The following is a 14,374-nucleotide window of genomic DNA, read 5'->3' on the forward strand; positions in this document are numbered from 1 at the left end:
ATGCTACAGCGGAATAATCTCATTGACGACGATAGAGAGCACTTGCCCTCGCTTTTGTCGATGGACGCGGCCGAATTAGCTCACCAGCTCCAGGCACATTCGAAACGCATTTTCCCGCCGTCTTCACAAAAGTCCATGCGACCGCTGACACCGTCAGAAGCTGCGTCTTTCATTGGATTGGCGGAAGGATATCTGCGGCAGGTTTCTGCAGACGGCCTCGGACCCGCACCACAAGCCAACGGCCGGCGGGTCTATAGCGCTGAGGACATGGACCGCATCCGCCGCGCCCTCGATCAACGCAATGATCTGGCTAAGTACGTGCCGACGCGTCGCGGCAGTGAAAAGCTCCAAATTATCTCGGTGATGAATTTCAAGGGCGGGTCCGGCAAGACGACTACGGCAGCGCATCTTGCGCAGTATCTGGCTCTGCGGGGCTATCGCGTGCTGGCACTTGATCTCGACCCACAGGCATCACTGTCCGCCCTGTTCGGCCATCAGCCTGAACTTGACGTAGGCGAAGGTGAAACGCTCTATGGCGCCATTCGCTACGAAGATCCGCGCCGAATCACCGAAATCGTGCGGGCCACCTATACGCCTGGCCTTCATATCATCCCCGGCAATCTCGAATTGATGGAGTACGAGCATGAGACGCCGAAGGCGATGGTGGCGGGGACTGCTGCGTCGAAGTTCTTCGCCCGGATCGGCGAGGCGCTGGCCGATATTGAGAGCCTGTACGACATCGTGGTGATCGACTGCCCGCCGCAGCTTGGCTTCCTTACCATGTCGGCGCTGTGCGCAGCGACCGCGACACTGATCACTGTGCATCCCCAGATGCTCGACGTGATGTCGATGTCACAATTTTTGTCGATGACCAGCGAACTCATGGCGGTCATCGAGCGGGCTGGCGGCCGCACGAGTTATGACTGGATGCGCTATTTGGTAACGCGCTTCGAGCCGAACGACGGGCCGCAGAGCCAGATGACGGGTTTCATGCGATCGATCTTCGGTAATCGTATGCTGCAGAATGCGATGTTGAAATCAACGGCAATCTCCGACGCCGGCGTAACCAAACAGACGCTTTATGAAGTCGACCGCTCTCAATTCACGCGAGGTACCTACGACCGTGCAATAGAGTCGCTTAACCTCGTCAATCGTGAGATAGAAGCATTGGTCTGCAAGACGTGGGGGAGGGCATAATTTATGGCCCGCAAAAACCTCCTCGATATTGTCGGTCACGAGGCAGCGGAAGAAGAGTTGCCCGCGGGCAACTCGGAGCCGGTCTTGCGCGACCATCGACCGCTCGCCGGCTTTTCGCCACCGCCAAGGGCTGCTGCCACCGGCATGAGCAAGACTCTCGGTGAAATCACTCGGCAGATCGAGCGTTCGGAAGAGTTCGAGCGCCAGCTCACGGAAGGCCTCGCCGTTGTGGAGATCGATCCGGAATCGGTCGTTTCCGCATTCGTCCGTGACCGCCTGGAGATAGACCCGAAGTTGGGCGGTCTGGTCGAGCAGATCCGTGAGCACGGCCAACAAGTGCCGATTTTGGTGCGCCCCTATCCGAAGGATCGGGCTCTTTATCAGATTGCCTACGGCCATCGGCGGCACGCGGCGGCCAAGCTACTTGGACGCAAGGTAAAAGCTGTCGTTCGCGAATTGACGGATGACGAACTGGTCGTCAGCCAAGGTCAGGAAAACAACGTTCGTGCGGACCTCTCTTATATAGAGCGCTGCCTGTTCGCCGCGCGACTCGAGGACGGTGGGTTCACACGCGACATCATTATGGCTTCTCTTGGCGTCGACAAAACTAATGTGTCACGGATGATCGCGCTGGCGCATCAAATACCGGCTGAAGTTATCTTCAAGATCGGGGCCGCACCAGCCGTCGGCCGCCGGCGATGGTCTGAGCTTGCGGATAAATTGCCCGCGGGCAACTTATCCGAGGAGGTTTTTGCCATCCTCGACGATGATCATTTTCGGGCGTTGTCCAGTGATGAGCGCTTCGATGCGTTCTTGGCCAGCATGACTTCCGACCAACCCAGGGAAACAACACCGTGGCAGCGGTTCGACGATGCGCTTCCGGTGAAATTCAAGCGAAGCGGATCTGGCACGACCTTTGTATTCAGTGAAAAGGAAGCGCCGGGCTTTGACGAATTCGTAAAGAGCAGGCTAAGCAACCTATACGCGGAATATCGAAAACAAACAGGAGACTAGGCGCAAAAGAAAAAGGCCCCCAAACGTTGCCGTCGTGGAAGCCTTCTCTTCATGTGTGAGAACTGAAGAATCGCATTTCCATGAATCGCAGTCAAGAGTCTTTGGCACCGTTTTGGTGATCGGATTTCTTTTGCCTTTTGAAAGGTGAAGGAAAATGCAGGTTGGAAATGTGACGACGCCCTTCGGGCGGCGGCCGATTTCGCTTGCCCAAGTTCGAGGGCAAATGAAGACGGCCGAAATCAAATCAGGCAAGACGGCCGAAAAGTGGAAAGTGTTTCGCGATGCATGCGAGGCGAGGGAGATGCTTGGCGTACAGGATCGTGCGCTCGCTGTCCTCGACGCGCTTCTGACGTTCTATCCGGACAACGAGCTTTCGGAGGAGCGCGGGCTCGTGGTTTTCCCATCCAATGATCAGCTCTCGGTTCGCGCCCACGGCATCGCTGGCACGACCTTGCGCCGGCACCTTGCCGCGCTCGTCGATGCTGGCCTCATCCACCGCAAGGACAGTGCCAACGGCAAGCGCTATGCCCGCAAGGACGGATCGGGCGCGATCGAAGATGCGTTCGGCTTCAGCCTGGCGCCGCTATTGGCGCGGGCCGAAGAGCTGGCGCATGCCGCACAGCAGGTGGCCGCGGAACGTAAGCGCTTCCGTGTTGCCAAAGAGGCACTGACAATCTGCCGGCGTGATGTCCGCAAGCTGATCACGGCCGCGGTGGAAGAGGGCGCTCCCGGCGACTGGAGCCATATTGAAGCCTTGTTCATCGCCTTGGTTGCCCGGATTCCGCGCTCACCGGTGATCTCGGATCTGACAACGATCCTCGAAGAAATGGAGATGTTGCGCGAGGAGATCATCAACCGGCTGGAAATTCAGGAAAATTCTGAAAATACGGATGGCTATGCTGTCCAAAACGGATGCCACATACAGAATTCAAAATCCGAATCCAGCAATGAACTTGAACCTCGCTCTGAAAAAGAGCAGGGGGCAAAATCGAGCCAGAATATCAGGCTGAGGCGTGAGCCGATAAAGTCGTTTCCGCTGGCAATGGTCCTGCAGGCCTGCCCGGAGATCGTCAATTACGGTCCGGGCGGCGCCGTCGGCAGTTGGCGAGACTTGATGTCGGCCGCTGTCGTGGTCCGATCGATGTTGGGGGTCAGTCCGAGCGCTTACCAGGATGCCTGCGATGCACTGGGTCCCGAAAACGCGGCCGCCGTGATGGCCTGCATTCTTGAAAGGGCAGGGCATATCAACTCGGCCGGCGGATATTTGCGCGATCTCAGCCGCAAGGCGGAGCGGGGCGAGTTTTCGCTCGGGCCGATGTTGATGGCGCTGATGCGATCGCATGCGACTGCTTCAGTGACAGGTCGACGGGCTTGATGTCGCTTGGCAGACAAAATAGAAAGCGACAACCGAACCCGATCTGCCGGCCGACGAACGTCAGGCCGTGGAAAGGCGTGCTAAGACGTTGCTTGAGGCTCATAATCTACGCGAATTAAGGGCTCTGGCCGGTCAGACACAAGAGCAGGTATCTGCCAAAACGGGTTTTAAGCAAACCAATGTGTCTCGGCTGGAGAAGCACGCGGATATGAAGCTGTCGACGCTTCGAGATGACGTCGAGTCGCTGGGCGGTCGCTTGAAAATCGTCGCCGATGTCAGCCGGCAAAAAGGTGGATCTTTCGAGTATAGCTGAAAAGTCTCGGCATCGTTCAAGCGGGGCGCAAATCTTTACCTTTGTCGTTTGGCAAATGGGGAGGATGGCAACCACCCCAGGTTCGAGTGCAAATGTCGAAACCGATGCGCCAGAATCTGCTTCTTGTTCAGGCAGCTTTCGTGATGGCGCTTTTGGGCACAAGTGAAAGTTTGAAGCCGAGTGCGTCAGCGACTCTCGCGATCGTCCCTAATTCGGGATTCCCATCTTCATCGAGTGCCTTGTAGATTGCTTGCCGAGTTAGCCCTGACTTGCGAGCCACCTCTGTAATCCCGCGCGCTTTTGCAACGACGCCGAGCGCCGCCGCGAGCTCATGAGGATCACCGCTTTCGCTTGCAGCCAAGATATACTCGTCAATTGCATCCTCGCTGTCGAGGTAGCGAGCTGGATCGAATTCTCGTGTCTTGAGCGTCATGGTTTACTCCTTCAGCGCATTCGCCAGCGCCTTGGCGCGTTCAATATCCCTGCTTTGCGTTTTCTTGTCTCCGCCGCAAAGGAGAACGATCATAATGCTTCCCTCCCGGACAAAGTAGACTCGATATCCCGGGCCGTAGTTGATACGCAATTCACTGACGCCCTCGCCAACTGGCTTCACGTCGCCAGCGTTGCCACTTGCGAGCCGCATAATGCGCTGACCAATTCGAGCTTTGGCCCGATCATCGCGCAAGCGCAGCATCCAATTCGAAAATTCGACTGTTTCGCGTATCGAGAACATGGTCATGTGTAAACTACAGTTGACAGATAGTCAATGAGCATTGGCAATCCATGAGCGAACAGCCACCGCCTTACTTCGAGCGAGAATTCGTGCAGCGCGGCGATCAGGTGATAGTCCATGTGCACGATGATCGTCATATTTGCTCAGATGACGTGGCGTCTTATAAGCGGGGTACAAACGGGCATTTGACGGTGGCTCCATCAAGGGCGAACGAGTCCGAAGCGATGGGCTTCGTCCAACAATGCCTTGACGGACGATGGTTGCCATTTCCGGCCACCCCGTGCTGGCCGCTCGCCCATCTGATCGAGTTGCGCAGCAATATCGCGTAAGGATAGACTGGGATCGGCGATGGCGATCGCAGCGACGAGCTTCATCAGGTGATCTTCGGGGGCGCGGCGAGGGGAGCGCGCCAGTAGTTCCTTCTCCGCGAGCTTCTCGCGAACCAGGCGATGAACGGCGCGACGAAGGCGCTCGACTGTCCAGTCGTGGCCGCGGCGATTGAGGATCCTCACGACATTGTCCCAACTGTGCTGCGGTCGCAGCTGCCGCACCATTGGCAGCCAGGTCTGTGCCGACACAATCAGTTCGTCCAGGTAGGCGCGTTCGCGGGCCGCCGAGACCGCGCGGATTGCTTCCGGCCGGCGCTCCCGGAGTCCAGGGTTGCCGGCGAGCTTGCCGCGCGCCTTGGCGGCCTTGATGCCGGCTTTGGTGCGCTCGGCAATCAGCGCACGCTCGAGCTGGGCGACCGCACTGAGGACCTGAAGGGAAAACATCCCCTGCGGCGTCGACGTGTCGATCGGGTCGCGCAGCGAGCGGAAATGCACCCCGCGTCCTTCGAGGTCTTCGATCACTTGCAGCAAATGGCTGACCGACCGAGCCAAGCGGTCGAGGCGCACAACAATAAGCACGTCGCCGGCGGTGAGGTCCTTCAGCAGTTTGGTGAGGATTGGTCTGGCGCGCGTCGCGCCGGATCCATGCTCCTGATGGATGCGATGGCAGCCGGCGGCGCGCAGCTCGTCGACCTGGGCGTCGGTGAGCTGATCGTCGGTCGACACTCGGGCGTAGCCGATCAATCGCTGCGGCGGGGGAAGGGAACTGACGTTTGCGGCCTTCGACATCGATTTTGGCTCGTTTCTGCGGCATTTGTACAGATAATGAATGCGTAAGAAAAGGAACCTTTGCAAGCGTGTTTTATGACTCAAATAGAGCGCCATTCAGCACGTTTTCTCGTGTGAGCCGGACAGCGCTCATCGCGACCACTGAAAGTGCACCAGCGGGCATCCATGGCGGAAATGCCGTGAAATTGGCTTTTTCGGAGGGGATCTGCTCCGGCTCTGGCTTTTTGGCCAGGCTCTGATGTCGAGAGGCGGCCGGGGAGGGGAGGAACTCGACGGATTCAGCGCGCGCTATTTGCACTTAACAGGCAAAATTTTCCACCGATCCTAAATGAAAAGCCGCAAAAAGCCCGAATTTGCGGGCTTTCCGCCGATCTTCGATGGCTGACATACCGGTTTTAGAGGCTCAAACTCATTCGTCCATTCTCGGTGTCCGAATGGACATGATGCGCCAGGGCTGGCTTTCGAGCTTTCGCCATGCATCAAAGCAATGATCGACGATGTCGTCGTAGGACTTGAAGACCCGATTTGAGAGCCAATTTTCGCGCATGAAGTGCCAGAGGTTTTCGACCGGGTTCAGCTCTGGCGATTTCGGCGGGAGTGGCAGGATGGTGATATTTTCAGGCACGACGAGATTGTTTGACATATGCCAGCCTGCCTGATCCATGATGAGGATGGCATGGGCGTCATCATCCACATGGCGGGCGATTTCGGCCAGATGCTGCGTCATCGCATAGGTATCGCACCAAGGCATGACCAACGCTGCCGCCTTGCCGAGCTTCGGGCAGATTGCGGTCAACGGCAGCGCCGATGAACCCGGCGCCAAGGACCTGCGACGGATTTGGCGGATTGCGCCGACTGGTTCTGTGTCATGGGTCACCTCTGCTTGGCGTTATTTAACGATCATTCCATAATTGATGAAAAAAGACCGATCAGGGCAGGGCCGCCATCGTCTGCTCAACGATGGCGATCAGTTTCTTCCGCTCCCGCTGTGGGGTAGTCTTTGCCAGCACACGAAGACCCTGGATCGCGTTGAAGATAAAGAACGCCAGAATGGTCGCATCCCCATCGGCCCGAATTTCGCCGGCCTGCTGGCCGCGTCTGATTGTGTCCTCGATGCCGCACGTCAGAATGGCGAAGTTTTGGCGAACCAACTCTGCCACGCGTGGATCGCGGCCGGCCATCTCGATTGCGCTGTTGGTGGCAAGACAGCCGCACTTGTTCGTTGTGTCGAGATCGGCATCGACAATGGATACCATCAGCTCGTGCAAGCGCTGCATGGCCGAGCCCGCCTGATGCAATTGATCAACGTGCTGTTGGGCGCGTTTGCGGTAGCGAAGCAAGGCTCGCTCAAACAGTCCATCTTTGTTGGCGTAAGCGGCATAGAGGCTGCCGCGACCCAGACCTGTCGCGTCGACGAGATTTTGTGCCGATGTCGCTTCATAGCCATTGCGCCAGAACGTCTCCATGACGGCATCCAGAACGCGGTCCTCATCGAATTCTCGCGGGCGGGCCAATGGAGTCTCCTTTTGGAATGAGCGTACCATAATCGCATTTCTTGGCCTGTCAAGCTCGCGAGGCGTGGGGACAATGACAACGGCCAATACGACCGGTAATTGCGAAAATGCGTTTAGCGGCCATAGTGTAAATCGAGTGCGTATATTGCGATACAGCATAATCACCGCCCTTCGCAGCGGTACATCTTCCATTTTACTGAACAGAAATACATATTCAGAGTGCCGTCAGCCCTGAGGGTCTTGAGGTATAAATCGAGATAGAAACTCACGCTCTTTTATAATTGAGCAGTGGAGAATGATATGAGATATCCATTATAAGCATTAATTTCGGTGCGAATTCGTCCAAAACCGTGTGGCGCGTGCCACGGAGGAATATTCTTCGGCAGCCGAGCGAAAACGCGGTAAAATAAACTACACTTTCAGTGAAGAATCATATTGACCGTTTAGGAATGTTCGTTCCATAATTGCAGTGCAGCATCGGCGAAAACCAAAAAAATGTCAACCCGCACGCGTAATTGCAGCGACGCTGAGCTGGAAGTGTTTCGCAGTAGATAATTGGCATGCTTCAAATTTTCTGCTTCGCCGTCTTGCCGGGCCGGATCGTGCCGCCGTGACTTATTTGATGCGGAACTTTCTCGAAATCGCGGTGTCAGCCGCCAAAGGTTGGTCCAATATTTAGGAGATGTGCGTGAGCAACTTCTTGGGAAACCGTTTGCGAGTTGGAATTGTTATCCCTTCCACCAACACGTCGGCACAGCCGGAGATGGACGACATGCGTCCCTTTGGCGTCACAAACCATATCGGCCGTATTCTTATTGAGGATGGCTCGCTGATCCACGCGGTCGGCTTCAACAAGTTCATTGAAGACATACGCAGGTCGACACCTGATGCGATCCGCAGCCTTCGTCATTGCGGCACGAAAGCCATCATCGCGGCGATGTCACCAGACGGGTATTGGCAAGGGCACAAAGCGCACCATGCTCTGCTCGAAGAACTAACCGGCCTAAGTGGTGGCGCCAAGATTATCATGAGCGCCGATGCCATCCTCGCTGCCCTTCATGCACTTGGGGACATCCGTCGCATCGGCCTTATATCGCCATATCTCGAACTCGGCGACGAGCCAGTCTCGCGCTTTTTTACCGAAAGCGGGATCGACGTGGTGGCCACTTACGGTCTTGGCGGACGCACCCTTTCCAACATCTCAAATGTCACTCTTTCGGATTTGCGCAATGCCGTCCTCGCCGTCGACCGGGCGGAGGTGCAAGCCATTGTTCAGGTCGGCACCAACGTGCCCATGGCCGCTTTCGCTCAATCCGCCGAAACCTGGGTCGGAAAGCCCGTGCTGTCCAACAATGCGGTGCTCTACTGGCATGCGTTGCGCAGCTGCGGTGTTGCCGACCCCATTCCCGCTCGAGGCTTGCTCTACGAACTAGGCTGATCCGCTCGACGCCTCTCCCTGCCGTCACTGGTAAACATTCACGCGCGGTCATATGCCGATCGCCGCTGCTCCCGCATGTAATGTGTAACAATCGTTCCATAACGTAGTAGGAGCCATCGATGTCTTCCTTACAAAGCACCTCTCTTCTCCACAACATTAAACAAGCGCAGGTGTTGGCCTCTTCACCCCCGACCTCCCTTGCTGGTCTGCTGCTCGCGCAGGCCCGTCATCGGGCTACCGACATCGCGGTGCGCGATGATACGGCCTCGCTAAGTTACTGCGATCTTGTCAGCCAAGCAGCAGGCGTTGCCTTGAACCTCAGAGAGGCCGGTGTTGATGCCGGCGGCCGCGTCGGACTGTTTGTCGAATCCTCAGTCGAGATGATGACCGGTCTCTGGGGTATTTTGCTGTCCGGCGGGGCGTATCTGCCGCTCGGAACCGATTACCCTGTCGAGCGACTGACCTACATGATCCGTGATGCCGGCATCAAAGTCATCGTTACCCAGGAGAAGCTTCGCGCCAAACTCGCCGAGATGATCTTGCCTAGAGTGACTGTTGTCGAGCTGGATGCTCTTGAGTTGCCGAGCGATGGCAAGGAATTTTTCGCGCCTGAGCTGGCTGGCACCGATCTTGCTTACATGATCTACACGTCCGGCACGACCGGCGCCCCGAAGGGGGTCGGGATTTCCCAGGCAGCCATTCTCAACCAATTGGCATGGTTGCGGGATTGTCAGCAGGTTGGCGCGGGGGAGGTCATTCTCCAGAAAACACCAGCGAGCTTCGATGCGGCGCAATGGGAGTTGTTGGCCGTCTGCAGTGGGGCGGAGGTTGTGATGGGACGACCCGGTGTCTATCGGGATCCACCGGCGCTCATCGAACAGATCCGTCGGCATGGCGTGACGATGTTGCAAGGCGTTCCAACGCTTTTGCAGGCGCTTGTCGACATTCCCGAGTTCGCCCAGTGCACGACACTGACAAGTCTCTTCAGCGGTGGTGAGGCTCTGACCCGAAAGCTCTCAGCCCGAATTTTTGAAACGCGTCCGGGCTGCCGGTTGGTCAATCTGTATGGCCCGACCGAATGCACGATCAACGCCACATCCTTCACCGTCGATCCAGCGGCACTGGGCGCGGCACCTGACATGGTCCCGATCGGTTTGCCAGTGGCGGGCACCCGTTGCTACGTGCTCAATGAATCGCTTGTCGAGGTGAAGGATGGCGAGACCGGCGAGCTATACATTGGCGGTTCACAAGTGGCCGAGGGTTATCACGATCGCGCCGATCTGACCGCCCAACGCTTCATCCATTGGATCGATCGCGCCACTGGCAAGCCTGAGCGTCTCTACAAGAGTGGCGATCTCGTGTACAGGCAACCGGACGGCGTTCTCGTATTCCAGGGACGGGCCGACAACCAGGTGAAGTTCCGGGGTTACCGGATCGAGTTGGATGAAATCAGGGTCGCGATCGAAAACCACGACTGGGTGAAATCCGCCGGCGTGTTCATCAAGCCGCATCCTCGAACGCAGCAGCCGATGATCGCCGCCGGCATCGAACTTAATCCACGCGAAGCGCAATTGATGGACCAGGGTAATGCCGGATCTCACCATCGCAGCAAGAAGAGTCGCCTGCAAGTACGGGCGCAGTTGTCGGATCGTGGGTTGCGCAGCGATGAGGAACTGTCCGGACGTCCAATGATTGCGCTGCCCGGAGCTGAGGCCACGCCGGCTCAGCGCGCGTTGGCCTTCGCGCGCAAGACCTATCGCTTCTTCGAAGGCGGGGAGACCATCCTGGAGGATCTGCTAGGCGTTCTTTCCTCACCGAAATACCCGGTCGGAAAAACAGGTGCGCTTGACGACCTTACGGAGGAAGGACTCGGCCATCTGCTCCGTTATTTCGGCCAGTTCACCAGTCCGGAACGTCTGTTGCCGAAGCTCGCCTACGCGTCGCCCGGCGCGCTCTATGCAACCCAGGTCTATCTGGAAGTGGCAGGCCTCGCCGGTCTTGAGCCCGGCTATTACTACTACAACCCCACGCGTCACGAGCTCGTCCGAACGGGCGTGCGCAAGCCCTCCAACACATCTGTGATGCGTCTGCATTTTGTCGGCAAGGTCAATGCGATCGAACCGGTCTACAAGAATAATATCCGTGAAGTGCTTGAATTCGAAACCGGTCACATCCTCGGATTGCTCGATCACGTGCTCCCTGCCTATGGGCTCGGCGTGGGCGACGGCCATTTCGAGCCGGCAGCGATCGCCAACTTGGATTGCGCGGCGGGGCATGTCCATCTTGCCGCGTTTGATATTGTTGCCGGCGATCAGCGCCAGAGCGATCTGAATGTTGACTACTACGTGCAGGCGCATGGCCATCGGATCAAAGGTCTTAGCCAGGGGCACTATGTCTATCGCGACGGCGAGCTTGTTCCGTTCTCGTCCCACCTCGTCGAGCCCCGCCATGTCATTGCCATCAATCAGCGCGTCTATGAGCGGGCGAGTGGCATGATCTCCATCGTCAGCCGTGACGCTGAAACCTGGCGCGACTATATTGACCTCGGGCGGGCCCTTCAAAGGATTCAGCAGAACGAACGGGGCATCGGTGCAATGTCTTCCGGCTACAGCTCGAAGTCGGGCAACGACCTTGCCGCGGCGGTGCGTCTTCGTGACATTCTCGGGGAACGAGGCGTAAGCGCCGCCGCTTGCTATTCGGCGGTCTTTGGAAAGATCAGCGAGGCACAGCGGGTGCATGAAGGGATGCACGAGGACAGTGTCCACATGGAGGGACCGGCCGAGCTGATCCGCCAGGATCTGCAGGCGAATTTGCCCGACTACATGGTGCCGTCCAAGATCGCGCTGATTGCCAACATGCCGCAAAGCGCCTCCGGAAAGGTTGACGTGAATGCCCTGAAATCCTTTCCCGAATTCCACGACAGCGACGCAGACCGCGAACTTGTCAAACCACGCAACGAGACCGAACTGCGGTTAGCTAAGCTCTGGGGCGAAGAACTGGGTGTCGAGGACCTTTCGATCCGTGACGATTTCTTCGAGATCGGCGGCGACTCGCTTCAGGCGGTTCAACTGGTGCTCAGCATCAACAAGACGCTCGGCGTCGATCTGCCGGTGCAGGTGCTGTTCGAGGCATCGACGGTTGCCGACCTCGCAGTGCGACTCGACACCGAGCGGGCGCAGCGCACGGTTTCGCGCGCCGTCACGCTCAAGAAGGGCCAGGGCAAGCCCATTTTCTGCTGGCCTGGTCTTGGTGGTTACCCGATGAACCTTCGCCATCTCGCCAACACCCTCGATACGCCACGTCCCTTTGTCGGCGTGCAGGCTCTCGGAGTGAACCCCGGCGAAGACATATGCCAGTCGATCCATGAGATGGCGTGTCGCGACGCGGCGTTGATCCGTAACAGCCAACCGGAGGGACCATACACTCTCTGGGGCTATTCCTTCGGGGCGCGGGTCGCTTACGAGACGGCCTGGCACTTGGAACAGGCTGGTGAGGAGGTTGTGGAACTGATCCTCATCGCTCCCGGCTCCCCGCAACTGCCAGGCGGAGACCCGACGCGTGGGAACGTGGAGGGCTTGTTCCGTGATCCTTCGTTCCTCACCATTCTCTATTCGGTTTTTGCGCAGACGATCGCTGCGGACCGGGTAGCTCCGGTGATTGCTAAGGTGCGGAACGAAAAGAGTTTCGTTGACTTCATCGCGGACGAAAAACCGGAGCTCGACGCCGGTATCATTGCCCGCATCACCCGGCTTGTCGCCCAGACTTACACGCCCGGATATGGTCTAGAGATGAAGGAGCGGGAGCTTTCCGCTCCTACACGGCTGTTCAAGGCGCGGGGCGACAACCTTTCCTTCCTGGAGCAGGCGGTAGGTGTCCTCCAGAGCGCAGCCGACGTGGTCGCGTTGTCGCCCGACCACTATCAATTGTTGAAGCAAGGCGGCGTCGATGAGCTTGTGCACGCCATCCGGCGGCAGGCGCCAGCCTGGCAAAGCGTTGATCCCCAACTTGGAGTCGAGGAAGCCTGATCCATGCCCCACGTCAATATTAAGTACTTCGTTACACCACTGATGGATGCGGCGAAGGCGTCGCTGGCCGAGGCATTCACCGAAGTGCTGACCGATAACCTTGGCTGCGCTTCCGAGGCGATGTCGGTTAGTCTGCGGCCCGTCGCGCCGGTTGACTGGCTGGAGCAGGTGTTTGTTCCTGATATCAGCCAGCGGCGCGCCGAGCTCATCCAAATATCTGACTATTCGCGGCTTGCCGCCCGGGCAGCTGACAGAAAGGAGCCTTGAACATGTCTGACAATCTTAGGAAAGCGCCTCCAGCCCTCTTGTTGATCGCGATCTTTTTTGTGTCGATCAATCTGCGCCCGGCGGTTGCCGCCATCGGCCCGCTGGTGTCGCAGATTATCGCGGATACCGGCATCACCTCGACGGTGGTTGGTCTCTTGACCATGATCCCGGTCTTCCTCATGGGCCTCGGCGCGATCTATGTCCGGCAAACGCGCGCCGTACTTGGCGAGAGCGGCGGCATTGCCTTGGGCGCACTGATCGTCGCGATAGCAAGTCTGGCACGATATTGGCTCCCCTCCGGCGCAGGCCTGTTGGTCACCGCGGTCGGCGCGGGTATCGGCATCACCATCGTCCAGTCGCTGATGCCGGGCTTTGCCAAGCGAAACTACGGCGGTTCAACAAGCCGAGTGATCGGCGTCTATTCGACGGGCATCGTGGTCGGGGCGGCAATCGCCGCGGGAACCGCCGCCGGTATTAGCGATGCCATCGGCTGGGCAGGCGCGCTCGCGGTGTGGAGCGCGCCGGCAGTCTTTGCGGTGCTGCTGTGGCGCGTCGCTTCCCGCCATGCCGCCAGCGACAGCGAGAAGGCTGCTGGCACGCCGGCAGCCAACACCTCACCGCCCGCCTTCTGGCGAAGTGCCCGTTGCTGGTCGCTTATGGTGTTCTTTGGAGTGGGCACCGGTGCATTCATGCTCGCCATGGCATGGATTCCGCCGTTTTATCTGGAACAAGGCATCGAGCGGAGCCATGCCGGGCTGCTGCTCTCGGTTTTGACGGTGATCGAAGCGATCACTGCGTTGGGTATCGCCACATTCATTCACCATTTTCCGGATCGTCGCGGTCCGCTGGCTTTTTCCCTGCTGGTGACGGTATTGGGTTTTGCTGTTCTGTTCTTCAGACCGCTAGAGCTTTCCTATGCCGCGATGGCTTTGCTTGGTATCGGCATTGGCATTCTCTTCCCGCTTTCGATTATCGTCGCGATCGATCACATCGATGATCCGACGTCAGCCGGAAACTTTACGTCCTTCGTCCAGGGTGGTGGCTATATCATCGCGAGCTTTGTCCCGCTCATCGCCGGAGCCGTGCGTGATGTATTGTCGGATCTCAGTCGTGTCTGGCTGGTGATGGCGGCGGGTTCGCTGCTGATGATCATGCTGGCCGCGCGCTATTCCCCGGCAAGCTGTAAGCGATTTTCTCAGTCGCTAAGCACGTCAACAGCGTTGGGCACCGTTGCACAGGCGAAACGATAGTAGCCCATCTCTCGCGTGTCGATCATTGCAGCACCGGGCACGCGTCCTGACGGGGTGCACGAACAAACGCCAAAGACTGCGGCGGCAGTGCGTGCTCCGCCGCTGGTGCCTTGTCCTGGAGGCGGGCCTC

Annotated in this window: 11 protein-coding genes and 1 pseudogene; 7 read left to right on the forward strand and 5 right to left on the reverse strand. The window is 58.1% G+C overall.

The window, feature by feature from the left end; genetic code table 11:
• The 3 genes from repA to repC all read left to right on the forward strand — a co-directional run bounded on the left by repA (position 1) and on the right by repC (position 3,586).
• Positions 1-1,197: a plasmid partitioning protein RepA gene (repA, locus tag QA648_RS34420; protein WP_283054863.1), complete on the forward strand. Its 1,197-nt coding sequence runs from the start codon at positions 1-3 to the stop codon at positions 1,195-1,197.
• A gap of 3 nt (positions 1,198-1,200) precedes the next feature.
• Positions 1,201-2,211, forward strand: a complete 1,011-nt coding sequence (repB, locus tag QA648_RS34425) for a plasmid partitioning protein RepB (RefSeq protein WP_283054865.1) — start codon at positions 1,201-1,203, stop codon at positions 2,209-2,211.
• 154 nt (positions 2,212-2,365) lie between these two features.
• The gene (repC, locus tag QA648_RS34430; RefSeq protein ID WP_283054866.1) at positions 2,366-3,586 is read left to right on the forward strand and encodes a plasmid replication protein RepC; all 1,221 of its coding nucleotides are present in this window, start codon (positions 2,366-2,368) and stop codon (positions 3,584-3,586) included.
• A gap of 440 nt (positions 3,587-4,026) precedes the next feature.
• On the opposite strand, the gene QA648_RS34440 is transcribed toward repC, so the two are convergent.
• The 5 genes and pseudogenes from QA648_RS34440 to QA648_RS34460 all read right to left on the reverse strand — a co-directional run bounded on the left by QA648_RS34440 (position 4,027) and on the right by QA648_RS34460 (position 7,264).
• Positions 4,027-4,332: an addiction module antidote protein gene (locus QA648_RS34440; protein WP_283054868.1), complete on the reverse strand. Its 306-nt coding sequence runs from the start codon at positions 4,330-4,332 to the stop codon at positions 4,027-4,029.
• A 3-nt stretch (positions 4,333-4,335) separates the two neighbouring features.
• The gene (locus QA648_RS34445) at positions 4,336-4,632 is read right to left on the reverse strand and encodes a type II toxin-antitoxin system RelE/ParE family toxin (protein WP_283054928.1); all 297 of its coding nucleotides are present in this window, start codon (positions 4,630-4,632) and stop codon (positions 4,336-4,338) included.
• Positions 4,633-4,832: 200 nt separating this feature from the next.
• Positions 4,833-5,750: a recombinase family protein gene (locus tag QA648_RS34450; protein ID WP_283054929.1), complete on the reverse strand. Its 918-nt coding sequence runs from the start codon at positions 5,748-5,750 to the stop codon at positions 4,833-4,835.
• A 405-nt stretch (positions 5,751-6,155) separates the two neighbouring features.
• Positions 6,156-6,540: pseudogene (locus tag QA648_RS34455) on the reverse strand (IS630 family transposase); the annotation flags it as partial.
• 139 nt (positions 6,541-6,679) lie between these two features.
• Entirely contained in the window at positions 6,680-7,264 is a 585-nt protein-coding gene (locus QA648_RS34460; RefSeq protein ID WP_283054869.1) for a TetR/AcrR family transcriptional regulator, read from the reverse strand.
• Positions 7,265-8,027: 763 nt separating this feature from the next.
• On the opposite strand from QA648_RS34460, the gene QA648_RS34465 reads away from it, so the two are divergent.
• From QA648_RS34465 to QA648_RS34480, 4 genes are all read left to right on the forward strand, one after another.
• Entirely contained in the window at positions 8,028-8,702 is a 675-nt protein-coding gene (locus tag QA648_RS34465; RefSeq protein WP_349254342.1) for a hypothetical protein, read from the forward strand.
• A gap of 119 nt (positions 8,703-8,821) precedes the next feature.
• A complete protein-coding gene (locus tag QA648_RS34470) occupies positions 8,822-12,727 on the forward strand; it encodes an amino acid adenylation domain-containing protein (RefSeq protein ID WP_283054870.1) in 3,906 nt (1,301 codons plus the stop codon).
• Positions 12,728-12,730: 3 nt separating this feature from the next.
• Positions 12,731-12,994 (forward strand): tautomerase family protein, encoded by a 264-nt coding sequence (locus tag QA648_RS34475; protein ID WP_283054871.1) that lies wholly within the window; start codon positions 12,731-12,733, stop codon positions 12,992-12,994.
• 2 nt (positions 12,995-12,996) lie between these two features.
• A complete protein-coding gene (locus QA648_RS34480) occupies positions 12,997-14,244 on the forward strand; it encodes an MFS transporter (protein ID WP_283054872.1) in 1,248 nt (415 codons plus the stop codon).
• The last annotated feature ends 130 nt before the right edge of the window (positions 14,245-14,374 follow it).

The organism is Rhizobium sp. CB3171, assembly GCF_029714265.1.
In the GTDB taxonomy this organism is placed as follows: Bacteria; Pseudomonadota; Alphaproteobacteria; order Rhizobiales; family Rhizobiaceae; genus Rhizobium.